We start from the raw sequence: 26,828 nt of genomic DNA on the forward strand, positions 1-26,828 counted from the left end.
ACAACCATGACTGACAACATCAAGCGTCCGGCCAAGGGCATTCTGGGCACCAAGCTCGGCATGACCCAGGTCTTCGACGAGAACAACCGCGTCGTCCCGGTCACCGTCGTGAAGGCTGACCCGAACGTCGTGACCGCGATCCGTACCGAGGAGCGCGACGGCTACAGCGCCGTCCAGGTCGCCTTCGGTGCCATCGATCCCCGCAAGGTGAACAAGCCGGTCACCGGCCAGTTCGCCAAGGCAGGCGTCACGCCTCGCCGCCATCTCGCGGAGCTGCGCGTCGCCGACGCCGCAGGCTACGAGATCGGCCAGGAGCTCACCGCAGCAGAGTTCGAGGACGGCGCTTTCGTCGACGTCACCGGAATCAGCAAGGGCAAGGGCTTCGCGGGAACGATGAAGCGCCACGGCTTCAAGGGCCAGGGCGCGAGCCACGGTGCGCAGGCTGTCCACCGCCGCCCCGGTTCCATCGGTGGCTGCGCGACCCCCGGCCGTGTCTTCAAGGGCATGCGCATGTCGGGCCGCATGGGTAGCGACCGCATCACCACGCAGAACCTCTCGGTGCACAAGGTCGATGCCGAGAACGGTCTGCTGCTGATCAAGGGTGCGATCCCGGGCCGCAAGGGCGGCGTCGTGATCGTCAAGAGCGCAGTGAAGGGTGGTGCGCGAGCATGACCAGTCTCGAGAAGAAGACCGAAGCCAACCTGACGCTCGACGTCAAGGAGCTCGGTGGCAAGACCAACGGCACCGTCGATCTCCCCGCCGAGATCTTCGATCGCACCGCGAACATCGCGCTGATGCACCAGGTCGTCGTCGCGCAGCTCGCTGCGGCACGTCAGGGAACGCACTCGACGAAGACGCGTGGCGAGGTCCGCGGTGGCGGCAAGAAGCCGTACCGCCAGAAGGGCACCGGCCGCGCACGTCAGGGCTCGACCCGCGCACCGCAGTTCGTCGGCGGTGGCACCGTCCACGGCCCGCAGCCGCGCGACTACAGCCAGCGCACCCCCAAGAAGATGATCGCTGCAGCTCTCCGCGGTGCCCTCTCCGACCGGGCGCGCAGCGAGCGCATCCACGTGATCACCGAACTCGTCGCGGGACAGGTGCCCTCCACCAAGGGTGCTCGCACGTTCCTCGCGGAGCTCACCGATCGCAAGAAGGTTCTGCTGGTCATCGGCCGCGCAGACCTGGCCGCATGGAAGTCCGTCCAGAACCTCGACGGCGTTCACCCCATCGCGCCCGATCAGCTCAACACCTACGACGTCCTCGAGGCAGACGACGTGATCTTCAGTGTCGAGGCACTGAACACGTTCATCGCAGGACCGGCCAAGGCAGCAACGGATTCACAGGAGGAGGACAAGTGAGCACCATTGCCGATCCCCGCGACATCCTGCTGGCCCCGGTCATCTCGGAGAAGTCGTACGGGCTCATCGAGCAGGGGACCTACACGTTCATCGTGCACCCCGACTCGAACAAGACGCAGATCAAGATCGCTGTCGAGAAGGTCTTCGGCGTGACTGTGACCAGCGTGAACACCGCCAACCGGCAGGGCAAGCGCAAGCGGACCCGATTCGGCTACGGCACGCGTAAGAGCACCAAGCGCGCGCTCGTGACCCTCTCGGCCGACAGCAAGCCCATCGAGATCTTCGGAGGCCCGGTCGCGTAAGCGGCCGGAGCTCAGAGGGTCCTCGAGGATCAAGGGACGAGACAAACATGGCAATTCGTAAGTACAAGCCGACCACTCCCGGTCGTCGTGGCGCGAGTGTCTCCGATTTCGCGGAGATCACGCGCTCGACACCGGAGAAGTCGCTCATCCGCCCGCTGCACGGCCGCGGTGGCCGCAACGCACACGGCCGCATCACCACCCGTCACAAGGGTGGCGGTCACAAGCGCGCCTACCGGCTCATCGACTTCCGCCGCAACGACAAGGACGGCGTGCCGGCCAAGGTCGCTCACATCGAGTACGACCCCAACCGCACCGCCAACATCGCGCTGCTGCACTTCGCAGACGGTGAGAAGCGCTACATCATCGCGCCGAAGGGCATCTCGCAGGGTTCGCCCATCGAGTCGGGTGCCACGGCCGACATCAAGCCCGGCAACAACCTCCCGCTCCGCAACATCCCGACGGGTACCACCATCCACGCGGTGGAGCTTCGTCCGGGTGGCGGCGCCAAGATGGTTCGCTCCGCCGGTGCCGGTGCTCAGCTCCTCGGTAAGGAAGGCGCCTACGCCACGCTGCGTATGCCGTCCGGTGAGATCCGTCGAGTCGACGTGCGCTGCCGCGCCACCGTCGGCGAGGTGGGCAACGCCGAACAGTCCAACATCAACTGGGGCAAGGCCGGCCGTATGCGCTGGAAGGGCAAGCGCCCGACCGTCCGTGGTGTCGTCATGAACCCGGTCGACCACCCGCACGGTGGTGGCGAGGGCAAGACCTCCGGTGGTCGCCACCCGGTCAGCCCGTGGGGACAGCCGGAAGGCCGTACCCGCAAGAACAAGCCGAGCGATCAGCTCATCGTCCGCCGCCGCCGCACCGGCAAGAACAAGCGATAATCAGGAGGGAGTAGCAGATGCCACGCAGTCTGAAGAAAGGCCCGTTCGTCGACGACCACCTCCTGAAAAAGGTGGACGTTCAGAACGACAAGGGCACGAAGCAGGTCATCAAGACCTGGTCACGCCGCTCGACCATCACCCCCGACTTCATCGGTCACACCTTCGCCGTCCACGACGGTCGCAAGCACGTCCCGGTGTTCGTCTCGGATGCGATGGTCGGACACAAGCTCGGTGAATTCGCGCCGACGAGGACCTTCAAGGGTCACATCAAGGACGACCGGAAGGCGAAGCGGCGATGACCAACTTCACCCCCACCGACAACCCGATCGCCCGGGCCACGGCCAAGCACGTTCGCGTGACGCCGATGAAGGCCCGTCGCGTCGTGGACCTGGTCCGCGGAAAGAGCGTCGAGGATGCCCTGAACATCCTCAAGTTCGCACCGCAGGCTGCCAGCGAGCCCGTCGCCAAGGTCGTTGCCTCGGCAGCGGCCAACGCGGAGAACAACCTGGATCTCGATCCGAGCACGTTGATCGTCTCGGCTGCATTCGTCGACGAGGGCGCGACCCTCAAGCGTTTCCAGCCTCGTGCCCAGGGTCGTGCGTTCCGCATTCGTAAGCGCACATCTCACATCACGGTCATCGTGGAGAGCCTGCCCAAGACCGGCGGCTCGACACGTGGTCGCCGGAAGGGAGCTCAGTAGTGGGCCAGAAGATCAACCCGCACGGCTTCCGCCTCGGCATCACGACCGACTGGAAGTCCCGCTGGTACGCAGACAAGCAGTACGCGGAGTACGTCAAGGAAGACGTGCAGATCCGCAAGCTCCTCGCCACGGGCATGGAGCGCGCCGGCATCGCCAAGGTGGAGATCGAGCGCACCCGTGATCGGGTTCGCGTCGACATCCACACCGCGCGTCCGGGCATCGTCATCGGTCGCCGCGGCGCCGAGGCGGATCGCATCCGTTCCGAGCTCGAGAAGCTGACCGGCAAGCAGGTCCAGCTGAACATCCTCGAGGTCAAGAACGCCGAGTCCGAGGCACAGCTCGTCGCACAGGGTGTGGCCGAGCAGCTCTCGAACCGTGTCGCTTTCCGTCGTGCGATGCGCAAGGCCATCCAGTCGGCCATGCGTCAGCCGAACGTCAAGGGCATCCGCGTTCAGTGCTCCGGTCGCCTCGGCGGCGCGGAGATGAGCCGTTCCGAGTTCTACCGCGAAGGTCGCGTTCCGCTGCACACGCTGCGTGCGGACATCGACTACGGCCTCTACGAGGCGAAGACCACCTTCGGTCGCATCGGCGTGAAGGTCTGGATCTACAAGGGCGACATCGTCGGTGGCAAGCGTGAAGCTGTCGCCGCCGCTGCTCCGGCAGGCGATCGTCCCCGTCGCGAGCGTCCGTCTCGTCCGCGTCGCAGCGGTGCCTCGGGCACCACGGCGACCAGCACCGAGGCCGGCCGCGCAGCGACCGCAACCGCTGATGCACCCGCTACGACCGAGCAGAAGGAGGGCTGACGCATGTTGATCCCCCGTCGGGTCAAGCACCGCAAGCAGCACCACCCCAAGCGTTCGGGTGCCGCCAAGGGCGGAACTCAGGTGACCTTCGGTGAATACGGCATCCAGGCTCTCGAGCCCGCCTACATCACCAACCGTCAGATCGAGGCAGCCCGTATCGCCGTCACCCGCCACATCAAGCGTGGTGGCAAGGTCTGGATCAACATCTACCCGGACCGTCCGCTCACGAAGAAGCCTGCCGAGACCCGCATGGGTTCCGGTAAGGGTTCGCCGGAGTGGTGGGTCGCCAACGTCAAGCCCGGCCGCGTGCTCTTCGAGCTCAGCTACCCGGACGAGCAGATCGCTCGTGAAGCACTGACGCGCGCGATTCACAAGCTGCCGATCAAGGCACGCATCATCACGAGGGAGGTTCAGTTCTGATGGCTACCGGTACCCCGGCTGCCGAGCTCCGCGAGCTCGGCGACGAAGAACTGATCACCCGCCTTCGTGAGTCGAAGGAGGAGCTGTTCAACCTCCGCTTCCAGATGGCCACCGGCCAGCTGGACAACAACCGTCGGCTGCGCGTCGTCCGCCACGAGATCGCGCGCATCTACACCGTGATGCGCGAGCGCGAGCTCGGGCTTGCCGCCGGACCTTCCGAGGACACGGCAGGTGACGCAGCATGAGCGAGGAAACAGTGACTGAAGAGACCACCCGCAACAGCCGGAAGACGCGTATCGGATACGTCGTCTCCGACAAGATGCAGAAGACGATCGTCGTCGAGTTGGAGGACCGTGTGAAGCACGCCCTCTACGGCAAGATCATCCGACGCACCACCAAGGTCAAGGCCCATGACGAGAACGGAGTCGCCGGCGTCGGCGACCGCGTTCAGCTCATGGAGACCCGCCCCCTGTCCGCCACGAAGCACTGGCGACTGGTCGAGGTCCTCGAGAAGGCCAAGTAACACCTGCAGCACCCATGGACGACCCCGCACTCCTCGTGAGTCCGGGGTCGTTCTGCGTTCTCCGGTCCTCGCTACGATGGCCGGATGAGAGGGGATCGGCATGGACAGTGTGATGCAGTTCGCCGGGCAGTACTGGTGGCTGGTGTTCGTCTTCGGCGGATCCATCGCCGGTGCGGTGAAGGGGATCGGTGCTGCCAACGAGCGGCGGGCCGACCGTCGCCTCGAGCGGTACCGCATCAAGCAGCAGGCCAAGGTCGCAGCGCTCGAACTCTCGAAGTCCACGAAGCAGGACGCGGAGACACAACGTCGATCCGTCGAGAAGGCGCTCGCCGAGCACGACGACGTGAACGCTCGGTGGTTCGCCTACGAGACCGACGTCATCAACCTGCTCGAGTTTCCGATGATGACGAACATGCGCGACCCGATGACGGTGGCCTTCCACCGAGCCAAGCTCGAAGCCGACTCCCTCCGGCCGTCGGCGGCGGACGAACTGGTCGGCGATGTCGAGGCGCAGCGGCTCTACCGCTCGGCCGTGCACGACTACGCCGTGGCGTTCACCGCCGCCGAGTCCGAGGCCAAGCGTCGCCGCCGCGGGAACTTCAGTGAGGCGGAGCAGAACCGACTCACTCGCGCGCAGTCGCTGCTGCGCATGGCCTTGGACGGCGCCTCGACCCCCGCCGAGCGACAGGCGGCGTACCGCAAGGCGCGCACCGAGCTCGAGGGCCTGGTGACGCTGCCGACGACTGCGTACGCACAGATCGAACAGCGGATCGCGGGGGCATTGGAGGCGTAGGCGCGGTCAGCCCGTGACGTCCACGTCGTCGACCGCCACCGTCTCGCCCCGGCGATGCGCCATGTAGTCGCGCAGCTCCCGCCTCACGACGGGAAGCAGCAGGTAGAGGCCGATGATGTTGACGAAGGCCAGGGCGAACAGCGCCGCATCCGCGAAGTCCAGTACGGATCCGAGCGACAGCACTGTGCCGACTACGGTGAAGAGGCAGAAGATGACGTTGAAGCTGTGCTTGGCGAGGGCACTGCGGCCGAAGAGGGACGTCCACGCCTGCGACCCGTAGTAGGCCCACGTGATGGCGGTGGACAGCGCGAAGAGCGCCACCGCGACGGTCAGAATGTACGGGAACCAGGGGAGCACCGTCTCGAACGCGTCCGAGGTGAGTGTGACGCCGCCGGCAGGAAGAGCGCCGGTCTCCGCGACGATGGCGCGCTGGTCCTGCCAGGACTGCGTGTTCGCGATGACGATCGTCAGAGCGGTGGCCGTGCAGATCACGACCGTGTCGATGAACGGTTCGAGCATGGCCACGAATCCCTCGGTGACCGGATGACGCGTCTTGACTGCCGAGTGCGCGATGGAGGCCGATCCCAGTCCCGCCTCGTTCGAGAACGCGGCGCGCTGGATGCCGATGATCATGACGCCCAGTACGCCACCCGCCACGCCCGTGGGGGAGAAGGCGCCCGTCACGATCGCACTCATGGCGCCGGGGACCTGCTCGATGTTGACGGCGATCACCACGGCGCATCCCAGCACGTAGACGATGGCCATGGCGGGAACCAGCTTGGCCGTCACGGCGGAGATGGACTTCATCCCGCCGATGATGACCAGCCCGATCACCACGGCGACGACGAGCCCGAAACCGAACTTCGCGCCGTCCGAGCCGAGGAAACCCTCGTCGCCACCGGTGACACTGCGCACCTGAGCGTAGGTCTGGTTCGCCTGGAACATGTTTCCGCCGGAGATGCCGAAGAAGATGATGATCACGGCGTAGACGGTGGCCATGATCTTCCCGACTCGGCTCATCCCGCGCTCCGCGAGCCCCTTGGTGAGGTACTTCATAGGACCACCGGAGACGGTGCCGTCCTCGTGGACGTCGCGGTACTTCACACCCAGCGTGCACTCGACGAACTTGGTGGCCATACCGAGGAAGCCGGCGAGGATCATCCACAGCGTGGCACCGGGTCCGCCCAGGGTGACCGCGACCGCGACACCGGCGATGTTGCCGAGCCCGACGGTGCCGGACACGGCGGCGGTCAGGGCGCGGAAGTGGCTCACCTCGCCAGGTGCGGTGGGGTCGTCATGCTTTCCGCGGACCAGTTCCACCGCGTGTTTGGCGCCGCGTACCTGCAGGAACTTGAAGGTGACCGTGAAGATGATCGCGGCGGCCAGGAGCCAGAGCACGACCAGTGGTACCGATGCACCGCCGATGTCGACGGAGAAGAAGACGACGGTGGTGACCGCCTCGGTGACGGGTTCGAAGGTGGAATTGATGGCATTCTCGATGGTGGTGAGGGTGCCACCGTCGGCCGCAAGGATCCGGGGTACGGAAGTCATGTCTCATTCGACCCCGGCAACCCGGATCCTGCACGCCTTCAGACGTATCTGACCGATCCTTTACCTGATCTTGACCTCAGACCAGACGCTTCTCGGGACTCACCGTCTTCGACGGATCCTTCTCGACGATGTCGCCCAGCGCCTCGTCGATCTTGGCGAGCACGTCGGCGTCGAGGGTGACGTCCTGCGCCTTGACGTTGTCGGCGATCTGCTCGGGACGAGACGCGCCGACGAGAGCGGCCGCGATGTTGTCGTTGGCCAGCACCCAGGCGATGGCGAGCTGGGACATCGTGATGCCCAGGTCGTCGGCGATCGGCTTCAGTTTCTGCACGCGCGTCAGCGTCTCGTCGTTCATGTAGCGCGAGATCATGTCCGCGCCGCCCTTGTCGTCGGTCGCGCGCGAGCCCTCGGGAAGCGGCTGTCCGGGAACGTACTTGCCCGTGAGGACGCCCTGAGCCAGCGGTGACCAGACGACCTGCGAGATACCGAGTTCCTTGGACGCCGGGACCACGTCGGACTCGATGACGCGCCAGAGTGCGGAGTACTGAGGCTGATTGGAGACGATGGAGAAACCGCGCTGCCGGGCCAGTGTCTGCGCTTCGCGGAGCTGGTCCGCGGTCCACTCGGACACACCGATGTACAACGCCTTGCCCTGCTGGACGACGTCACCGAAGGCGGCGATGGTCTCCTCGAGCGGCGTCTCGTGGTCGTATCGGTGCGCCTGGTAGAGGTCGACGTAGTCGGTGCCCAGGCGTCGCAGCGAGTTCTCGATGCCCTCGAAGATGTGTTTGCGCGAGAGCCCCGTGTCGTTCGGGCCCTTCTCGCCGACCGGGAAATACACCTTGGTGAAGATCTCGAGACCTTCACGACGCTCGCCCGCCACCGCCTTGCCCAGCACGGTCTCGGCCGCGCCGTTGGCGTAGACGTCCGCGGTGTCGAACGTCGTGATGCCGGCGTCGAGAGCCGCCTTCACGCAGGCGGTCGCGACGTCGTTCTCCACCTGCGACCCGTGGGTGAGCCAGTTGCCGTAGGTGATCTCGGAAACCTTGAGTCCGCTGTTGCCCAGAAATCTGTAAGCCATGCGAACAACGCTACTCGCGCGCCGGCGCCAGGACTTCTCCTCTCACTCGCGCGCCAGCGCGAGGACCTCCTCTTCGGTGGGGGGACTCTTCGGGTGGAAGGTGAGGCACAGGGGAGTGGCCGTACGCCGGAACTCCGAACCCTCGACGGCCGCGTAGAACTGACCTGCGGGGAGACGTCCGACGTCGGGCACGGAGCCGCCCTTGGCGCGCGCCATCTCCTGCGCCGCCTGGATCTGGGCGGGGCTGTTCAGCAGGCCGTAGAACTGGGTGGCCGCGTTCCCGGCGATGCGATTGTGCAGCCCCTTGGGTGCCTGGGTCGCAAAGACGAGGCCCAGGCCGTACTTCCGGGCCTGCGACGCGAGTGCGAGCGTGCTGTGCGTGGCCGGTGTCGCTTTGTCCGAGGGCGCGTAGTTCTGCGCCTCGTCCATGACGAAGAGTCCGCCGAGCGGTCGATCACCCGCCGGGTTCTTCTTGATCCAGGCGAACAGACCCATCTGCAGCTGATTGACGAAGCTCTGCTTCTGCTCCTCGGTGGTGAGCCCCGAGAGGTTGATGACGGACACGCGCGCCTTCTTCCCCTCGGCCGGGGTGAGCAGCACGCCCGGATCGACGGGAGTGCCGGACCCGGCGAACATCGGGTCGTTCGTCATCGCGGCCTTGAGGTTCTCGGCGAGATCGGCCGCGATGCGCACGGCGTCGCGCAGATCGCTGGCGTCGGCGGGGAGATTCTCCAGCAGGTCGATGAAGTCCGACATGTCGCCGGCCGAGCGCCGCCCGAACCCGTCGAGTGCCGCGCGCAGCACCGCCTGGCGGTGCTTCGCCTTCTCCGTGGTGCCCGTCGCCAGTGCGGCGGGAGCCAGCGCCGCGAGACCCGACTCGACGGACGCGTCGAACTCGTCCTTGTCGTTGACGACGCTGGCGAAGTCGGGGAGCGGCTGGAAACTGAGCGGCCGCCCCGACGACTTGCGCGGAGTCCAGATGACGACGTCCGTGTCCCGCAGATACGCAGCAGCTTTCGCCTCGTCGCCCGGCGGCCACGTGCGTTCGTCCTCCGGCCACGGTGTCCCGAGGCGGGCGAGATCGTTATTGATGTCGAGCACGATCGACGAGACACCGTGCAGGGCACACTCCTCGACCAGCCGACGGATGAGCACGGTCTTGCCGCTACCCGATCCGGCGAAGATCGCCGTGTGCTTGCGCAGCGCCTCGAGCGGAATGCGGACCTCGGCGTTGGTGCTGAGCTCGGTCCCCATCTCGATCTGCTCCCGGCGCGGAGTTGCCGCGGGAGCCTGCGACACCTCGGGTTCGATGAGTGCCTGATCGTCGTCGACGACGCTCGCGTCGGGCAGCACCTCGCGGAACAACGCGATCTCGTGCGCCGGCTTGCGAGCGAGCAGCCACGACGTGAGGGCCGGCGAGTTCTCCGACCGGAGAGCGCCCAGGGCGTGCAGCGAGCGGCGATCGTCCTCGCTCAGCGGCACCTCGACACCACCGGCGCGGTGCAGCGCCGCCACGGTCTGTTCCGTCTTCGCGCCCTTGGGCCACGGTGCGTTGCGGATGAGGATCAACCGACGGCGCGGCATGTCGATGTGGAGACCCGCCGCAGTGACGGCCCGCTCGATACGGGCCAGTGCCGCACGGGCATTGGTGGAGGAGACGGCGCGGAAGCACCAGTGTTCCTCGTCGTCGGTGTCGCTGTCGACGGTGTGGCGGAGCCGTGCGTGCAGTGCCGGGCGGCCGCTCGGCGGAGGATCCTGCGCGAGGCTGTCGTCGGACGACTGGTGTTCGTGGATCCACGCGTCGAGACCGGCGGAGAGCAGTGCCGGGACGAGGCTGTCCTCGGTGCCGGGCTCGAGCGGTGTCGACACGTCCGCGGCGCTGCGCAACTGCGCGTACCGCTCGTCGAGCGCCTCGAGTTCGGATCGCTTGGCCGTGGGGAGCGATGGTGTGTCGGATCCCCCTCCGCTGGAGGCGAAGTCGGTCAGTTCCGTCGCGACCCCCGTCTCGAGGCAGTGGCGGATGTGCTTGTCGACGGCGATGAGCAGCTGGCGGGGAGTGAAGTCCGGCGCCTTGTCGAACGCGTCGACGGCCACCGGCCATGTCGGGTGCGGGGTGGCGAAGCCGACCTCGCGGAAGCACGCCTCGAGGCGACGCTCGAGCAGCAGGCGGCCGACGTCCGACGACGGAATTGGCTTGAGCCGCTGCGTCACCCGGAACCGGTCACGCATCGGTGCGACCCCGCGAGCGGCGATCAGATCCCACGCGCTCGACAGCGCCGACAACACGGAGGCGGTGCGCGGCAACGTCTCACGGAGAGTCATCAGACCGTGGGCGAGCTGCTCGACCACCTTGTCCTCCTGCTCGTCCGCGTAGTCCTTGTCGGCGCCGGTGCGCGCCTGCGCGACGAGGGTGTCGATCTGATCGATGGCGAGGATGGTGGGACCCGTGATCGCGAGCAGTCGGGAGATGTTCTCCGCGATGCCCTGGTGACCGAGCTCCGCGCGGCGGATGCCCCACGACTCGAACTCGTCGGCGTCCACGTCGTCGATCGACTGCAGGTAGGCGTCGCCGATGTCCTGCACGGCCGCGTCGGGTGCGATCGAGAGGACCAGGGCACGCAGGGTGTGCTGGGAGGTCCGACGATGGCGGGGATGGGCCTTGTAGACGCCGGTGACGAACTCGTTCAGCGTGTCGGCGTCGATCATGGTCTCGCCCATGACCTGTCGCCGCTGGTCCTCGCTCACGCCGGCGATGTCGCAGAGCCGCCGCAGGACCAGGCGGAGCTGACTGTCGTCACCGCGACCCGACGGGCGGTTGAGATCGTCGAGCATGCCCATCAGCGTCGAGCGCCAGAAACCCGCGGCGTCGAGGAGCCGGATGAGGAAGAAGTAGCCGCCGCGCGACTGCACCTCCTCGCGGACCTGCCCGAGAAGGTGCGTCTTGCCGGAACCCGCGGGGCCCTGCACGACGACGCCGAGCGGACTGGCGTCGTCCGAGTTCTCGGCGTCGGTGTACGCACTCATGACCTCGGTGAACACCCGCTCGTGCATCCCGGGCACGTGGACGTCCGACTGGGAGCGCCACACGTCGTCGGGTGTGGGGGCCCAGCTCAGCCGCACCGACTCGAGAGCGCGGATCTGTTCGGACTTCGTGGTCGTCATCGTGGAGCCGCCCATCACTGTTCGATCGCCAAGAGGTGGTTCTGCTGGTTGCCGACATCGACGGCCGCGGCGCGGTCCTCGTCGGTCAGCGTCTTCTGGTTCTCCTCGGGGATGAGGGAGACGTCGGGGGCGCGTCGCAGCCGGGCGAGCGCCTCGTCGAGATCCGTGCGCGAGATGTCGGACAGGGCGGGCCGCAGCCGCGACAGCCGCACCCAGGCCCCGGGCTCACGAGCGAGGTCCGCGTACGTCGACCGGATCCGCTGTTCGACGTCCGCGGCGGACAGTTCACTGCGGACCGCGGGGGCGACGATGGCGTTGGGTGGCGTCGGCGGCGCCGTGATCGACGTCGGAGTGTCGCGCGGGAAGAAGACCTCGGCGGGACGTACGTCGTCGCGGTGGAACCACCGGCCGAGGCCTGCCATGACGGTGAACAGGGCCTTGCCGGGGCCGGCCGCACCCTTCGGCGCCTGCGTGCCCATCAGGTCGGAGCAGTGCTTCCAGCCCTTGTCGGTGAGCTCGACGGTCATCGTCCGACCCTGCTTGCCCACCTCGATCAGGCCGAGCGACGCGAGGTGGTCCCGGTGGGGCTTCTTCAACTCGGGCCCGAGCGTCGACAGTTCGGGGTTGCGCACCGCGCGTGCCTCGGCCATCAGCACCATCAGCACGGACACCTCGGTGCCGGTCAACTCGTTCGCGCTCACGTGGGAGTCCCCTTCGATCGTCGTCGGTGCAGTGCCTGTTCGATCATCGTCATCACGCTCTCGTGGTCCGCGAGCACGTCCTCGTTGGTGAAGCGCAGCACGATCCAGCCGTGCGTCTGCAGCAGGTTGTCGCGGGACCGGTCGTCGGCGAACTGAGCACGCGCACGGTGCTCGTGGCCGTCGATCTCGATGGCGACCCTCTCATCGACCCACGACACGTCCAGCGTGAACGGTCTGCTCAACGTCGTCGGCCGGACGGACCGGTTGTGGCGTCGGCCCGCCGCCCACTCGCGGGTGGAGAGGACGCGATCCAGCAGGATCTCCGCCGCGCTGGCCGCGTGCGGACGCCCCTCGACGGGCGGGTAGCTCAGCGGCCGGAAGCGGTCGACGATGGTGTCGACGTCGTCCGGGGTCGACGGAGTGCGCACGGTCAGCACCGGGAACCTGTCCACGGCGGGTGCACCGGCCCCGGTCAACCACACGCCCGTCCCGGTGCTGCACCACCATTCCGCGGCGGTCGCCACCGCTGCCGGGTCGGCGTCGGCGGGGACGTCCACGACGAGGACGGCGCGCTCTCGCCCGTGGACGTCGGCGATCACGCGGGCGGCACCGGCGGCTCGGGTCTCGCGAGCGAAGGCGTCGACACGCAGGGGGCGTCCCGACGTCGACGCGCCCGCGAGATGGGCCAGGTACGGGCCGAAGTGTTCGCTCGAAGACGCGTGCTCGTGAGCTCGTGCCCGAGCGGCGTCGCGGGCCAGCGACGAGCGGTCGCCGACGTCGCCGGGCAGCAGGAAGGGGACGAGGTCGAGCGCGGCCTGCTCGATCGCGGCGACGACGGCGTCCACCATCTCCGACGCGGAGCCGTTCGTCAGGGTGAAGAAGAGTGCGGCCGGAGCATCGGACGGCAGCGGGTCCACCGACTCGGCGAGATCCCTCATCGCGGCGCCGGACAGTCGTACGACCCGGTCGAGCGGGGCGTCGTGCCACCAGGGCGTCGCGGTGTCGACGCGTGTCGTCACGTCATCACCCCCGCCCTGGTGTCGAGGCCGACCGGACCGGCCACCGCCCCGCGGCCGATTTCGGCCGACTTCAGGCCTGCCCTGTCGGTTACCATCCCCGAAACCGTACCCGGGGAAAGGAACCCGTGTCGCGCGGGTCACCGTCCGAGCAGGCCACCCAGCGCGCCGCCGACACCGGCCTGCTGCCCGCCGCCCGTGCCGCCGACGAACCCGCCGGGCGGCTGCTCCGACGGCTGCACGACGACGAACCCCTGCCCGGAGAACTGCAGGGTGAAGCGCTCGCCGGTGCTGCGGCCGATGAGGGTGCCGAAGTTGAGTTGATCGTTGCTCTTCACCGAGGTCTGCAGGCTCGACGACCACGCGACCGCAGCCTGCGGATCCGCGAAGGTGGGCTGGTCGACGTTCAGCACGACGGGTTGCCCGTCGGTGGTGATGGCGATGCGCCCCTGCCCGGTGAAGATGCAGTTGAACAGGCCCGCGTTGCTGCTGGCGGCCGCACCCTGGACCCGGCCGATGCGGTACGACAGCGACGAGTCGAACGCGAGCACGTTGGCGCCGTTGATGGTGAGACCGTCGCTGCCGTCGAGGTCGATGATGTGCACGTCCTGGGCGGCGTTCGCGAGGAAGAGGTCGCCTCTACCGGACACCTTCATCAGCGGCACGCCCTCGCCCGTCACCGTGCGACGGATCATGTTGCCGATGCCGCCGGATCCCTGCGCCTCGAACTTCAGGTCGCCCTGGTAGGCCACCATCGATCCCGAGCGCGCCATGATCTCGCCGTTCATCGCGACGCGGGCCATCTTGCTGCCCTGCTTCTGGATGCCGACGCCCTGGACCTCGGCGTGGGTGGGGGCGAACAGTTCACTTCTCACGGCCAGTGCTCCCTGCGTCGGTACGGGTGGTGGTGCTGCTGTGGTGGGGACGACGGTCGGTGTCGGTGTCGGTGTCGGTGTCGGTGTCGGTGTCGGTGCCGGTGTCGTGGCCGGCGCGGGCTCGTCGTCGACGGTGATGCCGAAGTTCGTCGCGATGCCCGCGAGCCCGTCGTCGAAGCCCTGGCCCACGGCGCGGACCTTCCAGGCGTCGCCGCGTCGGTAGATCTCGACGCACACGACGGCGGTCTCGCTCGTGAGTCCGCTCATCCGGAACGACAGGTCCGGTCCGATGGAGATGGTCGGCTCCAGGCCGCCGAACGTGGTGGGGCCCGATCCGTCCAGGCTGGCGGTGACGGCCACGGTGTCGACGTCGCGGGGCACCGCACCGGTGTCCACGCGGATCCCGCCGCTGCCGTACGTCACGCCGGGGCCGACCGGGTTGTTGAAGAAGACCAGGTCCGCGTCCGATCGAACCCGGCCCGCGGAGTTCAGCAGGAGCGCCGAGACGTCCACGGCGGCGCCGGACACGGAGATGTCGAGGCTGTCCGAGGGTGCGGGGCGGTTCTCCCCCCGTGCGAGGCTGTCCACGGACCTCAGTGTGCCACCGGCGCCTGACAGAGTCCTGTGCCGTCGCCGCGGTGGAGGATTTGGATCCCGTCCGCGTGTTCCCTACACTAGAGCGGTTGCCCGTGGTAGACGCATGCGTCGGCCAGGGCCACAGACCGCGCGCGTCGGGTCGGTATCCGCCGCGTACGTACATCCAGGTCACTAGGAGACCCATGATTCAGCAGGAGTCGCGGCTTCGCGTCGCCGACAACACGGGTGCCAAGGAAATCTTGTGCATTCGCGTTCTCGGTGGCTCGTCACGCCGTTACGCCGGGATCGGCGACGTCATCGTCGCCACCGTCAAGGACGCGATCCCCGGTGGAAACATCAAGAAGGGCGAGGTCGTCAAGGCCGTCATCGTCCGCACCACGAAGGAGCGTCGCCGCGCCGACGGTTCGTACATCAAGTTCGACGAGAACGCTGCCGTTCTCATCAAGCCTGACAACGACCCCCGCGGTACCCGCATCTTCGGCCCGGTCGGCCGCGAGCTGCGTGAGAAGAAGTTCATGCGCATCGTGTCGCTGGCTCCGGAGGTGTTGTGAGATGAAGGTGCACAAGGGCGACACGGTTCTCGTCATCTCCGGTAAGGACAAGGGAGCGAAGGGCAAGGTCATCACGGCCTACCCCGAGACCTCCAAGGTCCTCGTCGAGGGCGTCAACCGCATCAAGAAGCACACCGCTGTCTCGGCCAACGAGCGCGGCGCCTCCTCGGGCGGCATCGTCACGCAGGAAGCCCCCATTCACGTTTCCAACGTCGCGGTCATCGACTCGGACGGCAACCCCACCCGCGTGGGCTACCGCACCGACGACAACGGCAAGCGCGTTCGGATTTCCCGTAAGAACGGGAAGGACATCTGATGACGACCACCGAGAACAAGATCGTTCCGCGCCTGAAGACTCGCTACCGCGAGGAGATCAAGGACGCGCTGAACACCGAGTTCGAGTACGCCAACGTCATGCAGATCCCCGGCATCGTCAAGGTCGTCGTCAACATGGGTGTCGGTGACGCCGCCCGTGACGCGAAGCTGATCAACGGTGCGGTCGCAGACCTCGCCGCGATCACCGGCCAGAAGCCCGAGATCCGCAAGGCCCGCAAGTCCATCGCGCAGTTCAAGCTCCGCGAAGGCATGCCCATCGGCGCGCGCGTCACGCTGCGCGGCGACCGTATGTGGGAGTTCCTGGACCGTCTCGTGTCCATCGCGCTTCCCCGCATCAGGGACTTCCGTGGCCTGTCGGGCACGCAGTTCGACGGCAACGGCAACTACACGTTCGGCCTGAACGAGCAGTCGATGTTCCACGAGATCGACGTCGACAAGATCGATCGCCCTCGCGGCATGGACATCACCGTCGTCACGACGGCCACCAACAACGACGAAGGCCGCGCGCTGCTCAAGCACCTCGGCTTCCCGTTCAAGGAGAACTGAGCGTATGGCTAAGAAGGCACTGGTCAACAAGGCCAACAAGAAGCCGAAGTTCGCGGTTCGCGCGTACACCCGCTGCCAGCGTTGCGGCCGTCCGCACTCCGTGTTCCGCAAGTTCGGCCTCTGCCGTATCTGCGTGCGCGAGATGGCGCACCGCGGCGAGCTCCCCGGAGTGCACAAGAGCTCCTGGTGATCTGATCACCTGACACACCCCGACAGGCCCGAGCCATCACGGCTCGGGCCTGTCGGCGTTCACGGGTGCAGTGCGTCGAGGAAGGTCGCGCGGTCCGAACGGTCTGTTCCTCTCTGCGTGTCTCCCGCCGTATGCCTCGCGCCGGCGCCTCACCGGGCCTAGTGTTGCGCGACGGGGGAGCGAGCGGAGGAATCATGACTCAGACCGCGGAGACCGAGACCTCGGCCACGCCGGAACTCAAGCGGGTCCTCGGACCCGGACTGCTGTTGCTCTTCATCGTCGGCGACATCCTGGGCGCCGGCGTCTACGCCGTGACAGGCGACATGATCGCCAATGTCGGCGGAATGGCGTGGCTGCCGTTCATCCTCGCCTTCGTCGTGGCGACGCTGACCGCGTTCTCCTATCTCGAGCTGGTGTGCAAGTACCCGCAGGCCGCCGGCGCCGCGCTGTACACGCACAAGGCCTTCGGCATCCATTTCGCGACGTTCCTCGTCGCGTTCGCCGTCATCTGCTCCGGCATCACCAGCGCCTCGACGTCCTCGAACGTGGTGGCGGGCAACCTGTTGGCCGGCCTGCACGAGACCTTCAGTACCGAGGACGGCATCGGGTGGTTCGACGTACCCACCGGCGACACAGCGCAATTGGTGGTCGCACTGGCCTTCATGCTGCTGCTGGCGGCGATCAATCTGCGCGGTGTCGGCGAGTCGGTCAAGTTCAACGTGATCCTGACGATCATCGAGATGGCAGCGCTCGCCATCGTCATCGCGATCGGCTTCGTCGCGGTGGGAAGTGGTAGCGCCGAGGGCGACATCGCCAATCTGGTCGTGTTCGACGACGCCAACGAGAAGGGCTGGTTCCTCGCCGTCACCGTCGCGACCACCATTGCTTTCTTCGCGATGGTCGGCTTCGAGGACTCGGTGAACATGGTCGAGGAGACCAAGGAGCCCGAGAAGATCTTCCCGAAGATGATGCTCTCCGGACTCGGCATCGCCTGCCTCATCTACGTTCTCGTCGTCGTGGCCGTGATCGCGGTCCTGCCGCTGGACTACGACTCCGGCAGCGAGGGCATCCTGCTCCACGTCGTGCGACTCGGCGCACCGGGACTGCCGATCGACGAGATCTTCCCGTACCTGACGGTGTTCGCCGTCGCCAACACTGCGCTCATCAACATGCTGATGGCGAGTCGGTTGATCTACGGCCTCGGGCGTCAGCGCATCCTGCCCAAGTCGCTGAGCGCTGTTCTGCCGACGCGTCGCTCGCCGTGGGCGGCCATCATGTTCTCCACCGTCATGGCACTGGTGCTGATCGTGGTGGTCAACCAGCTGCAGGGGAACTCGGTCGTCAGCGCTCTGTCCGGAACGACCGGGCTGCTGCTGCTCTGCGTGTTCGCGGTGGTCAACGTCGCCAACCTGGTGCTCAAGCGCAAGAAGGAGACGACGGGCTTCAGTGCACCGCTGTGGGTTCCGGTGACGGGCGGCACGCTGTGCCTGTTCCTCGTCGGACCGTGGGCGCGGACCGATGCGCAGATGATCCAGTACCGCATCGCCGGCGCGATGCTGCTCCTCGGTGTGGCGCTGTGGGTGGTGACGTTCTTCGTCAACCGTGCCACGCAGGGCAAGTCGCGCTTCATCGACGTGGATGCGCTCGACCGCGACGAGAAGGCGAACCTCGGTGACCGGGTGCGTGATCGGGGAGACGGCAAGGACTGACCGGCGGGGTCGACCCGCGCACGAGACGAGCCCCGGACCTCCCTGAGGACCGGGGCTCGCGTCGTCGAGCGTCAGCTCTCGAAGATGTCCAACGGCAGAGAGCCACCGCCACCGACAGGTGGGACGACAGGCGGGAGGCTGCCCTCCGGAAGCACTGTGACGGGGAGGTCGACGAGCGTGTCGACCGATGTGCCGCCGTCGTCACAGCTCACCGCGACGCTGTAGAGCCCGGCCTCGAGTCCGTCGATGACGACGGTGCCGACGGCGGGAGCGATCGGCAGGAATGGCGTGGCGGGGCCCGAGGCGCTCGCCGTGTTGGTCTCGTCACCCACTTCGGTCGCGGTGACGGTGCAGTCCACCGCGCCCGTGAAGGCGAGAGCGGGTGTCACGGTCACCAGTGTGCTGATCGATTCGACGCCGGGCGTGGGTACCGCGACGACGGCGAGCACCGCCGCCGACGCCGTTCCCGACCCTGCCAACAGCGCCGCAGCAGCTGCCGCTCCCACCATTCCGACCTTGCCGAATGTGCGTACACCGGTCTTCACATCGTCCTCCATCACTCGTCGTGCGCGATAAACGTTGTGAATGGACACTAAAAGGCTGAACGAGAATGGCGGGGCGAAACGGACCAATCGGTCACCGAACTTGGTTCCCCGGCTGAACCCGACCGATGTCGCGGTGAACCGGTGCGTCAGTCCGGGCCGGCGCTGGGCACCGTGCACACCTCCCGTGAGGCTCACACCTGTCGCGGCAGGCCGGAGGGGGTGCTCGCCCACCGCAACCTGTGTGCACACCCCCTGCGGCACTGGCGAGTGCCACACCGGCACCTCACGCCGCACCCGGCCGACACCACCGCCGCGCACTCGTTCCGTGATGCGCACACCCCTTGCCGCAGGCTGCAGAGGGTGTCCGCCCACCGGAACCGGTGCGCACACCCCTGCAGTACCGGCACCACCCGCCCTACCTGCACCGATTTGGTCCCCGCAGGTCACTCCCTTACACTTGACCGGTTGCCCGGGTACCGTCATGCCTGCATACGACCCGAGCTACTCAGGTTTCTTGCCATGATGCTCGAAACACCCGCCAGTGCTCACGTCTGCACTGGCAGGAGCGCAACCCCTGACCGGCAACAGTCGGTCAGGACAGAACACTTCGCTGTAGGCCCACGACGGGACGAGTCAGGCCCTGCTACCAGGGCACCAGCTCGCGCGTGCTGTATGGGAACCGCTGCGAGAAAGGGCCATGAACTCTGTCATGACCATGACCGACCCGATCGCAGACTTCTTGACGCGTCTGCGCAACGCCAATTCGGCGTACCACGATCAGGTGAAGCTGCCTCACTCGAAGATCAAGGCGAACATCGCCGAGATCCTCAAGCGTGAGGGCTACATCTCCGAGTACCGCACCGAGGACGCCGAGGTGGGCAAGACCCTCATCGTCGACCTCAAGTACGGCCCCAGCCGCGAGCGCAGCCTCGCCGGTGTGCGTCGGGTGTCCAAGCCCGGACTGCGTGTGTACGCAAAATCCACCAATCTGCCCAAGGTGCTCGGCGGCCTCGGCGTGGCGATCATCTCCACGTCCACCGGCCTGCTGACCGATCGCCAGGCGGCCAATCAGGGCGTCGGCGGCGAAGTCCTCGCGTACGTCTGGTAAGGGAGGCCACCACTATGTCGCGTATCGGAAAGCTTCCTGTGACAGTTCCCGCCGGAGTCGATGTCACCATCGCCGGCCAGGATGTCACCGTCAAGGGACCCAAGGGCACCTTGAGTCTCACCATCGCCGAGCCGATCATCATCGCCAAGAACGATGACGGATCCCTCTCGGTCAACCGGCCGGACGACGAGCGTCGTAGCCGCTCGCTCCACGGCCTCTCGCGCACTCTCGTCGCGAACCTCATCACGGGTGTGACCACCGGTTACACCACGAAGATGGAGATTCACGGCGTCGGTTACCGCGTGGCACTGAAGGGCAGCGACCTCGAGTTCGCTCTCGGCTACAGCCACCCGGTGCCGATCACGGCGCCCGACGGCATCACCTTCGCGGTCGAGACGCCCACCCGATTCTCGGTCTCGGGTATCGACAAGCAGAAGGTCGGCCAGATCTCTGCCAACATCCGTCGTCTCCGTCGTCCCGACCCGTACAAGGGCAAGGGCGTTCGGTACGAGGGTGAGCAGATCCGCCGCAAGGTCGGAAAGACAGGTAAGTGATGAGCAACTCCGCAGCAACGAAGGGTTCCGACGCGAACCCGAAGCGTATCCCGCTGGGCAAGGACGCCTCCACGCGTCGTCGCCTGTCCAAGACGCGCCGCCACTTCCGTCTTCGCAAGAAGGTCTCCGGAACCGCCGAGCGTCCCCGTCTGGTCGTCAACCGTTCCTCGCGTCACCTGCACGCACAGCTGATCGACGATCTGACCGGCCGCACTCTCGCGTCCGCGTCCAGCATCGAGGCCGATGTGCGCGCGACCGAGGGAGACAAGAAGGCCCGTGGCGCGAAGGTCGGCGCTCTCATCGCCGAGCGTGCCAAGGCGGCCGGCATCGAGGCAGTGGTCTTCGACCGCGGTGGCCACGGTTACGCCGGACGCATCGCGGCACTCGCCGATGCAGCTCGCGAAGGCGGGCTGACGTTCTGATGACCAACGCAGCGAAGATTCAGCTCACCAACGGAAGGACAGCCTGATGCCGGGACGTCAACGGCGTGACGGCGGCAGCGGACCCGCCGGAGCCAACGCAGGACCCAATGCAGGCGGAGGTGACAACCGCGGCGGAGACAACCGTGGAGGTCGCGACCGTCGCGACTCGCGGGGCGGCAACGCTCCCGAGAAGAACAACCTCGAGCGCGTCGTCGCGATCAACCGCGTCTCCAAGGTCGTGAAGGGTGGTCGTCGCTTCAGCTTCACCGCCCTCGTGATCGTCGGAGACGGCAACGGTCTGGTCGGCGTCGGCTACGGCAAGGCCAAGGAAGTTCCGGCCGCCATTCAGAAGGGTGTCGAGGAGGCTCGCAAGAGCTTCTTCCGCGTCCCGCTGATCGGTAGCACGATCACGCACCCCGTCCAGGGTGAGGCTGCGGCCGGTGTGGTCATGCTGCGCCCGGCAAGCCCCGGTACCGGTGTCATCGCCGGTGGCGCGGTGCGTGCCGTGCTCGAGTGTGCAGGTGTTCACGACATCCTCGCGAAGTCGCTGGGTAGCGACAACGCGATCAACGTCGTGCACGCCACCGTTGCGGCTCTCAAGAGCCTGCAGCGTCCGGAAGAGGTCGCGGCTCGTCGTGGTCTGCCGATCGAGGACGTCGCTCCCGCCGGCATGCTGCGCGCTCGCGCCCAGGCAGCAGCAGGAGCAGCTCATGGCTGACCTCAGAGTGACCCAGATCAAGAGCACCATCGGTCAGAAGAAGAACCAGCGTGACAGCATTCGCACGCTGGGCCTCAAGAAGATCCGCCAGTCGGTGATTCGCGAGGACACCCCGCAGACCCGCGGGCTGATCAACGTGGTGCGTCACCTCGTCGTCGTTGAGGAGGTCACCAAGTGACCATCAAATTGCATCATCTTCGCCCCGCACCGGGTTCGAAGAGCGCGAAGATCCGCGTCGGTCGCGGTGAAGGCGGAAAGCGCGGCAAGACCGCAGGTCGTGGCACCAAGGGCACGGGCGCTCGTAAGAACGTCCCGGCCGGCTTCGAGGGTGGCCAGATGCCGATCCACATGCGGCTGCCGAAGCTCAAGGGCTTCACCAACCGCAACCGGGTCGAGTACCAGGTCGTGAACCTGGTCGACATCGAGCGACTGTTCCCCGAGGGTGGCGAGATCTCCAAGGACGATCTGGTCGCCAAGGGTGCGGTGCGCAAGAACCGTCTCGTCAAGATCCTGGGCGACGGCGACCTGTCGGTGAAGGTGTCCATCACCGCCGACAAGTTCACCGGCAGTGCCAAGGAAAAGATCAACGCAGCCGGCGGATCCGTCACCGAGTTGTGAGTTCGGCGGCCCGCCCACTCGACGAGTGAGCGGGCCTCCGGCAGTACGGACCGATGGCCGTGGTACGACTCTCGTGCTGCGGCCATCGGCCGTTCGGTGCCACGGTGAGTGGTTGTCCGGCTCGGCCCGGGCTGCGCACTCCGCGGCGCTGTTAGAGTTCGACGGGGTGCCCGTGCGCCCCGACCATCTCCCTCGTTAGTCACCCCGTCCAGGAGGATCGTTGCTTTCCGCCTTTGTGTCGGCCCTCAGGACACCTGACCTGAGACGGAAGATCCTCTTCACTCTCGGCCTCATCGCTCTGTACCGCTTCGGCGCGACGCTGCCGTCGCCCGGTGTCGACTACGGCAACGTCCGTCAGTGCATCGACCAGGTGTCGGGCGGCGACTCCGCCGGCATCTACTCGCTGATCAACCTGTTCTCGGGCGGCGCTCTGCTGCAGCTGTCCGTGTTCGCGATCGGCATCATGCCCTTCATCACCGCGAGCATCATCGTCCAGCTCCTCACCGTGGTCATCCCGCGGTTCGAGGAACTCCGCAAGGAGGGCCAGGCCGGCCAGGCGAAGATGACGCAGTACACGCGCTATCTCTCCATCGCGCTGGCGATCCTGCAGGCCACGGGTCTCGTCGCGCTCGCCTCGCGCGGGCAGCTGCTCCAGGGCTGCAACCTCGACATCATCGCGGACTCGTCCATCTTCGGACTGGTCACCATCGTGCTGGTCATGACCGCGGGTGCTGCCCTGGTCATGTGGTTCGGCGAGCTCATCACCGAGCGCGGCGTCGGCAACGGCATGTCGCTGCTCATCTTCGCCGGCATCGCCTCGCGCATCCCGTCCGAGGGCAAGTCGATTCTCGACAGCCGCGGCGGCATCGTCTTCGCGCTCGTCTGCCTCGCCGCTCTCGCCATCATCATCGGCGTCGTCTTCGTCGAGCAGGGCCAGCGCCGCATCCCGGTGCAGTACGCCAAGCGCATGGTCGGCCGCCGCATGTACGGCGGCTCGTCCACCTACCTGCCGCTGAAGGTCAACCAGGCCGGTGTCATCCCGGTGATCTTCGCGTCGTCGCTGCTGTACCTCCCCAATCTCATCGCCCAGCTGACCAATGCCAGCACGGCGGCGGATCCGAGTTGGTGGCAACGCGCCATCAACACGTATCTGGTGAACCCGGCGAACCCGGTGTACATCGCGATCTACTTCGGTCTCATCGTCTTCTTCACCTACTTCTACGTCGCCATCACGTTCAACCCCGAGGAACGTGCCGACGAGATGAAGAAGTACGGCGGATTCATCCCGGGCATCAGGCCGGGACGTCCGACGGCCGACTACCTCAATTTCGTTCTCAGTCGCATCACGCTGCCCGGTGCCATCTACCTCGGCACCATCGCTGTGCTTCCCAACCTGTTCCTCGACATCGGTAACTCCGGTGGCGCCCAGAACCTGCCCTTCGGCGGAACCGCGGTGCTCATCATGGTGAGCGTGGGACTCGACACGGTGAAGCAGATCGAAAGCCAGCTGATGCAGCGCAACTACGAAGGGTTCCTCAAGTGAGACTCGTCCTCCTCGGTCCTCCCGGAGCAGGCAAAGGTACGCAGGCGACGCTGCTGTCGGAGAAGCTGGGAATTCCCCACGTCTCGACGGGCGATCTCTTCCGCGCGAACATCGGCCAGAAGACGCCCCTGGGCATCGAGGCCAAGAAGTACCTCGACGCGGGCGACCTGGTCCCGAGTGCGCTGACCGTGGACATGGTGCGCGACCGTCTGGCCGAGCCCGACGCCACCAACGGCTTCATCCTCGACGGCTTCCCGCGATCGACCGATCAGGCCGACTCACTCGCCTCCATCCTCGAGGACGCGGGCACGACGCTCGACGCCGTCGTCTCCTTCGTCATCGACGAGGACGTCGTGGTCGAGCGCATGCTCGCCCGTGGGCGCGAGGACGACAAGGAGAGCGTCATCCGGAACCGGATGAAGGTCTACCGCGACGAGACGGCTCCGCTGCTCGAGTACTACAAGAGCCATGGTCGCAGCGGGCAGGCCGAAGGCCGGTCGGGACTACTCGTGACCGTCGACGCCGTCGGCGAGGTCGAGGATGTCAACAAGAAGGTCATCGACGCGATCCAGGGCGACGACTGACCCATGGCTTTCGGACGTAAGCGCAAGGTGGTCCCGTTCCGCAGCGCCGGTGAGCTCGATGCCATGGCTGCGGCCGGGGCCGTCGTGGGCGCCGCTCTCGTGGCGGTGCGCGACGCGGCGAAGCCCGGCGTGTCCACGCTCGAACTCGACGCCGTCGCCGAGTCGGTGATTCGCGCCGCCGGCGCGGTGCCGTCGTTCCTCGGGTACCACGGCTTCACGGGCAGCATCTGCAGCTCGATCAACGATCGCGTCGTGCACGGCATCCCGAACTCGTCCGACGTGCTCGCCGAGGGTGACCTCATCTCGATCGACTGCGGCGCCATTCTCGACGGCTGGCACGGCGACTCCGCCTGGACGTTCGGTGTCGGTGCCGTCATCGAGGCAGACGAGCAGCTGAGCGAGGCCACTCGGTTGTCGATGGAGGCCGGTATCGCCGCGATGCTCCCGGGCAACCGCCTGACCGACGTCTCGCACGCCATCGAGCAGGGCACGCTGGCCGCCTCGGCGGCGCACGGACGTACCTACGGCATCGTCGACGGCTACGGCGGCCACGGCATCGGCCGCGAGATGCACATGGAGCCGTTCCTCGCCAACGAGGGTGCGCCGGGCAAGGGCCCCGAGCTGGTGGTGGGGTCGACGCTCGCCATCGAGCCGATGCTGACACTGGGCACCCACGAGACCCGCGTGTTGGACGACGACTGGACCGTGGTCACCACGGACGGATCGCGATCCGCGCACTGGGAGCACACGGTCGCCGTCACCGAGGACGGGCCGAGGATTCTCACTCTGCGTCCCTGACGCAGATCCTTCCGACCCGTCCGGGTCGTCAGGCCCAGTGCTCGGCCGGAACCTGCTCCGACTCCTTCGGCGGCGGCGGGGGAGTGCCGTCTCCGAACGGCCTGCCGCCCAACGCTTCCCGGCCGTGTGGGCTCAACCAGCTCGACAGGTCCGGCCCCTTGGGCACGATGCCGGTCGGGTTGATGTCGGTGTGCACCTCGTAGTAGTGCGACTTGATGTGCACGAAGTCCGTGGTGTCGCCGAATCCCGGTGTCTGGAACAGGTCTCGGGCGTAGGCCCACAGCACCGGCATCTCGGAGAGCTTGCTCCGGTTGCACTTGAAGTGGCCGTGGTAGACGGGATCGAACCGCGCCAGCGTCGTGAACAGACGGACGTCGGCTTCGGTGATGGTGTCGCCCACCAGGAATCGCTGGTTCTCGAGACGGTCGCTCAGCCAGTCCAGTCGCGCGAAGAGAGCGTCGTACGCCTTCTCGTACGCGCTCTGGGAGCCGGCGAAACCGCACTTGTAGACGCCGTTGTTGACGTCGTGGAAGATCAGTTCCGCCACCTCGTCGATCTCGCCGCGCAACGCTTCCGGGTACAGGTCGGGTGCGCCCTCACGGTGGTACCGCGTCCACTCCGTCGAGAAGTCGAGCGTCATCTGCGGGTAGTCGTTGGTGACCACCTCGCCCGTCGACACCTCCACCATGGCGGGCACGGTGATCCCGCGTGGGTAGTCGGGGAAGCGCGCGAGGAATGCGTCCTGCAGACGTGGGATCTTCAGCACCGGGTCGAGGCCGTCCGGATCGAGATCGAAGGTCCAGCTCCGCTTGTCGTGGGTCGGTCCGCACACTCCCATCGAGATGGCGTCCTCGAGACCCAGGAGCCGACGCACGATGATGGCGCGGTTGGCCCACGGGCAGGCGCGGGCCACGACGAGGCGGTAACGACCGGGCTCCACCGGGTAGCGCGACGACGGATCGTCGATGATGCGGTCCTCGATGTAGTTCGTGTCGCGGTCGAAGCCGCCCTTCTCCACGTAGGACGGGGTACCGCTGTCGGTGCTCATGGTCGTAACTTACCCGGGGTCGGTCAATTCCATCCCGATGTGCACTCCCAGTTCGGTGAAGCCGAGCGAGAGGCCGAACAGCCGGGCGGTCGCGTTGTCCATCGGCACCGACCACTGCGGCACGAGTCCCGCGTCGATGGCCTCGTTCGTGGCCAGCCGTGCGGCGGTCGAGCCGTACCCCCGCCGGCGTCGTGACGGCACGGTGACCGCGACGGTGTCGGCGAGGAAGCCGCGCCACTCGACGTACCCGGCAGCGGCCGCGGGGAGAGCGTCGTCCTCACCGTCGGCGTCGTCGAACACCGTGAACCACGAGTCGACGCCGACCGCGCGGATCCCGGTGGCGTCGTCGGGAGGCACCAGTGCGAGGACGCGGTCCACATCGTGCCCGTCGTGGGAGATCAGAGGGTGTTCGACGCGCACGTCGTCGCGACTGTCGTCGAGGAAGGCGAGGACCCGTGGTCCACCGCAACGACCCCGGCGCTGTCCCGCGAGCTCGGCGAGACCGTCCCGCGTCGCGAGCACGTCGTTGCCCAGTTCCTCGGCGCGGTCGAGGATGTCGCCGGGTCCGACCAGGACCGCGTGGCCGTCCAGGACGACGAACGTGAGGCGGGTCGCGTCGTCGTCGACCACGTGCAACCGCTCCGCGTCGTCGAGCGAGGCGTCGTCGGGAAGACCCAGTTCTCGCGCCCAGGCGAGACGGACGATGTCGATCTGGTGGGAGTTCATCGCCGTCCACGCTAGCGCCGCTTGTGGCGACCATGCTCGGCGCCGTATATTCCAAGCGGAATATAC

At 66.8% G+C, this 26,828-nt stretch carries 34 protein-coding genes; 25 read left to right on the plus strand and 9 right to left on the minus strand.

Translation table 11 applies throughout. The features are described 5' to 3' along the window. Positions 1-6 precede the first annotated feature (6 nt). From rplC to OG947_RS14690, 11 genes are all read left to right on the plus strand, one after another. A complete protein-coding gene (rplC, locus tag OG947_RS14640) occupies positions 7-672 on the plus strand; it encodes a 50S ribosomal protein L3 (protein WP_328812152.1) in 666 nt (221 codons plus the stop codon). Beyond that, positions 669-1,358, plus strand: a complete 690-nt coding sequence (gene rplD / locus OG947_RS14645; RefSeq protein WP_027504647.1) for a 50S ribosomal protein L4 — start codon at positions 669-671, stop codon at positions 1,356-1,358. Before rplC ends, rplD begins: the two co-directional genes overlap by 4 nt. Next, positions 1,355-1,660 (plus strand): 50S ribosomal protein L23, encoded by a 306-nt coding sequence (rplW, locus tag OG947_RS14650; protein ID WP_027504648.1) that lies wholly within the window; start codon positions 1,355-1,357, stop codon positions 1,658-1,660. The genes rplD and rplW overlap by 4 nt, the downstream gene beginning before the upstream one ends. A gap of 47 nt (positions 1,661-1,707) precedes the next feature. After that, complete coding sequence (rplB, locus tag OG947_RS14655; RefSeq protein ID WP_027504649.1) at positions 1,708-2,544, plus strand: 50S ribosomal protein L2; 837 nt, start codon at positions 1,708-1,710, stop codon at positions 2,542-2,544. A 17-nt stretch (positions 2,545-2,561) separates the two neighbouring features. After that, positions 2,562-2,843: a 30S ribosomal protein S19 gene (rpsS, locus tag OG947_RS14660; protein ID WP_027504650.1), complete on the plus strand. Its 282-nt coding sequence runs from the start codon at positions 2,562-2,564 to the stop codon at positions 2,841-2,843. Further along, on the plus strand, positions 2,840-3,244 hold the full coding sequence (gene rplV, locus OG947_RS14665) for a 50S ribosomal protein L22 (protein WP_027504651.1): 405 nt from the start codon (positions 2,840-2,842) through the stop codon (positions 3,242-3,244). The genes rpsS and rplV overlap by 4 nt, the downstream gene beginning before the upstream one ends. After that, positions 3,244-4,047: a 30S ribosomal protein S3 gene (rpsC, locus tag OG947_RS14670; RefSeq protein ID WP_027504652.1), complete on the plus strand. Its 804-nt coding sequence runs from the start codon at positions 3,244-3,246 to the stop codon at positions 4,045-4,047. Before rplV ends, rpsC begins: the two co-directional genes overlap by 1 nt. Positions 4,048-4,050: 3 nt before the next feature. After that, complete coding sequence (rplP, locus tag OG947_RS14675) at positions 4,051-4,467, plus strand: 50S ribosomal protein L16 (protein ID WP_027504653.1); 417 nt, start codon at positions 4,051-4,053, stop codon at positions 4,465-4,467. Next, the gene (rpmC, locus tag OG947_RS14680) at positions 4,467-4,712 is read left to right on the plus strand and encodes a 50S ribosomal protein L29 (RefSeq protein WP_027504654.1); all 246 of its coding nucleotides are present in this window, start codon (positions 4,467-4,469) and stop codon (positions 4,710-4,712) included. The genes rplP and rpmC overlap by 1 nt, the downstream gene beginning before the upstream one ends. Continuing rightward, positions 4,709-4,990, plus strand: coding sequence for a 30S ribosomal protein S17 (rpsQ, locus tag OG947_RS14685; protein ID WP_027504655.1), 282 nt, complete (start codon positions 4,709-4,711; stop codon positions 4,988-4,990). Before rpmC ends, rpsQ begins: the two co-directional genes overlap by 4 nt. Positions 4,991-5,090: 100 nt before the next feature. Further along, complete coding sequence (locus OG947_RS14690) at positions 5,091-5,783, plus strand: hypothetical protein (protein WP_222645519.1); 693 nt, start codon at positions 5,091-5,093, stop codon at positions 5,781-5,783. Positions 5,784-5,789: 6 nt separating this feature from the next. Here OG947_RS14690 and OG947_RS14695 read toward each other — a convergent pair whose 3' ends face one another. The 6 genes from OG947_RS14695 to OG947_RS14720 all read right to left on the minus strand — a co-directional run bounded on the left by OG947_RS14695 (position 5,790) and on the right by OG947_RS14720 (position 14,766). Next, on the minus strand, positions 5,790-7,334 hold the full coding sequence (locus OG947_RS14695) for an alanine/glycine:cation symporter family protein (protein ID WP_328812153.1): 1,545 nt from the start codon (positions 7,332-7,334) through the stop codon (positions 5,790-5,792). Between the two features lie 76 nt (positions 7,335-7,410). Then, entirely contained in the window at positions 7,411-8,415 is a 1,005-nt protein-coding gene (locus OG947_RS14700; RefSeq protein ID WP_222631698.1) for an aldo/keto reductase family protein, read from the minus strand. A 42-nt stretch (positions 8,416-8,457) separates the two neighbouring features. Beyond that, positions 8,458-11,577: a helicase HerA domain-containing protein gene (locus tag OG947_RS14705; protein WP_222649728.1), complete on the minus strand. Its 3,120-nt coding sequence runs from the start codon at positions 11,575-11,577 to the stop codon at positions 8,458-8,460. A gap of 14 nt (positions 11,578-11,591) precedes the next feature. Then, complete coding sequence (locus OG947_RS14710) at positions 11,592-12,278, minus strand: hypothetical protein (RefSeq protein ID WP_222630467.1); 687 nt, start codon at positions 12,276-12,278, stop codon at positions 11,592-11,594. Then, complete coding sequence (locus OG947_RS14715) at positions 12,275-13,297, minus strand: endonuclease domain-containing protein (protein ID WP_027504660.1); 1,023 nt, start codon at positions 13,295-13,297, stop codon at positions 12,275-12,277. Before OG947_RS14715 ends, OG947_RS14710 begins: the two co-directional genes overlap by 4 nt. Positions 13,298-13,434: 137 nt before the next feature. Continuing rightward, complete coding sequence (locus OG947_RS14720) at positions 13,435-14,766, minus strand: AIM24 family protein (RefSeq protein ID WP_328814034.1); 1,332 nt, start codon at positions 14,764-14,766, stop codon at positions 13,435-13,437. 182 nt (positions 14,767-14,948) lie between these two features. Between OG947_RS14720 and rplN the strand changes: the two genes are divergently transcribed. From rplN to OG947_RS14745, 5 genes are all read left to right on the plus strand, one after another. After that, entirely contained in the window at positions 14,949-15,317 is a 369-nt protein-coding gene (gene rplN / locus OG947_RS14725; RefSeq protein ID WP_027504662.1) for a 50S ribosomal protein L14, read from the plus strand. A gap of 1 nt (position 15,318) precedes the next feature. Further along, positions 15,319-15,633, plus strand: a complete 315-nt coding sequence (gene rplX, locus OG947_RS14730; RefSeq protein ID WP_027504663.1) for a 50S ribosomal protein L24 — start codon at positions 15,319-15,321, stop codon at positions 15,631-15,633. Next, positions 15,633-16,199 (plus strand): 50S ribosomal protein L5, encoded by a 567-nt coding sequence (rplE, locus tag OG947_RS14735; RefSeq protein WP_027504664.1) that lies wholly within the window; start codon positions 15,633-15,635, stop codon positions 16,197-16,199. Before rplX ends, rplE begins: the two co-directional genes overlap by 1 nt. Positions 16,200-16,203: 4 nt before the next feature. After that, complete coding sequence (locus OG947_RS14740; RefSeq protein WP_027504665.1) at positions 16,204-16,389, plus strand: type Z 30S ribosomal protein S14; 186 nt, start codon at positions 16,204-16,206, stop codon at positions 16,387-16,389. 194 nt (positions 16,390-16,583) lie between these two features. Continuing rightward, positions 16,584-18,098, plus strand: a complete 1,515-nt coding sequence (locus OG947_RS14745; RefSeq protein ID WP_051613170.1) for an APC family permease — start codon at positions 16,584-16,586, stop codon at positions 18,096-18,098. Positions 18,099-18,169: 71 nt separating this feature from the next. Here the strand turns inward: OG947_RS14745 and OG947_RS14750 are convergent, their stop codons facing one another. After that, positions 18,170-18,643: a hypothetical protein gene (locus OG947_RS14750; protein WP_328812154.1), complete on the minus strand. Its 474-nt coding sequence runs from the start codon at positions 18,641-18,643 to the stop codon at positions 18,170-18,172. 709 nt (positions 18,644-19,352) lie between these two features. On the opposite strand from OG947_RS14750, the gene rpsH reads away from it, so the two are divergent. The 9 genes from rpsH to map all read left to right on the plus strand — a co-directional run bounded on the left by rpsH (position 19,353) and on the right by map (position 24,988). Then, positions 19,353-19,751, plus strand: coding sequence for a 30S ribosomal protein S8 (gene rpsH / locus OG947_RS14755; RefSeq protein ID WP_027504667.1), 399 nt, complete (start codon positions 19,353-19,355; stop codon positions 19,749-19,751). A 14-nt stretch (positions 19,752-19,765) separates the two neighbouring features. Further along, positions 19,766-20,305: a 50S ribosomal protein L6 gene (gene rplF, locus OG947_RS14760; RefSeq protein ID WP_328812155.1), complete on the plus strand. Its 540-nt coding sequence runs from the start codon at positions 19,766-19,768 to the stop codon at positions 20,303-20,305. Further along, complete coding sequence (gene rplR, locus OG947_RS14765) at positions 20,305-20,727, plus strand: 50S ribosomal protein L18 (protein WP_037184745.1); 423 nt, start codon at positions 20,305-20,307, stop codon at positions 20,725-20,727. Before rplF ends, rplR begins: the two co-directional genes overlap by 1 nt. 46 nt (positions 20,728-20,773) lie before the next feature. Next, complete coding sequence (gene rpsE / locus OG947_RS14770) at positions 20,774-21,445, plus strand: 30S ribosomal protein S5 (protein WP_027504670.1); 672 nt, start codon at positions 20,774-20,776, stop codon at positions 21,443-21,445. Continuing rightward, the gene (gene rpmD / locus OG947_RS14775) at positions 21,438-21,623 is read left to right on the plus strand and encodes a 50S ribosomal protein L30 (RefSeq protein WP_027504671.1); all 186 of its coding nucleotides are present in this window, start codon (positions 21,438-21,440) and stop codon (positions 21,621-21,623) included. Before rpsE ends, rpmD begins: the two co-directional genes overlap by 8 nt. Then, on the plus strand, positions 21,620-22,063 hold the full coding sequence (gene rplO / locus OG947_RS14780) for a 50S ribosomal protein L15 (protein WP_027504672.1): 444 nt from the start codon (positions 21,620-21,622) through the stop codon (positions 22,061-22,063). The genes rpmD and rplO overlap by 4 nt, the downstream gene beginning before the upstream one ends. A 220-nt stretch (positions 22,064-22,283) precedes the next feature. Next, complete coding sequence (gene secY / locus OG947_RS14785; protein ID WP_027504673.1) at positions 22,284-23,606, plus strand: preprotein translocase subunit SecY; 1,323 nt, start codon at positions 22,284-22,286, stop codon at positions 23,604-23,606. Further along, positions 23,603-24,190: an adenylate kinase gene (locus OG947_RS14790; protein ID WP_027504674.1), complete on the plus strand. Its 588-nt coding sequence runs from the start codon at positions 23,603-23,605 to the stop codon at positions 24,188-24,190. Before secY ends, OG947_RS14790 begins: the two co-directional genes overlap by 4 nt. A 3-nt stretch (positions 24,191-24,193) precedes the next feature. Continuing rightward, complete coding sequence (map, locus tag OG947_RS14795) at positions 24,194-24,988, plus strand: type I methionyl aminopeptidase (protein ID WP_056441857.1); 795 nt, start codon at positions 24,194-24,196, stop codon at positions 24,986-24,988. A gap of 28 nt (positions 24,989-25,016) precedes the next feature. Here map and OG947_RS14800 read toward each other — a convergent pair whose 3' ends face one another. Beyond that, positions 25,017-26,036, minus strand: coding sequence for a glutathione S-transferase family protein (locus OG947_RS14800; RefSeq protein WP_222639397.1), 1,020 nt, complete (start codon positions 26,034-26,036; stop codon positions 25,017-25,019). Positions 26,037-26,045: 9 nt separating this feature from the next. After that, a complete protein-coding gene (locus tag OG947_RS14805; RefSeq protein ID WP_328812156.1) occupies positions 26,046-26,762 on the minus strand; it encodes a GNAT family N-acetyltransferase in 717 nt (238 codons plus the stop codon). Positions 26,763-26,828 lie beyond the last annotated feature (66 nt).

This window comes from Rhodococcus sp. NBC_00297 (assembly GCF_036173065.1).
GTDB lineage: Bacteria > Actinomycetota > Actinomycetes > Mycobacteriales > Mycobacteriaceae > Rhodococcoides.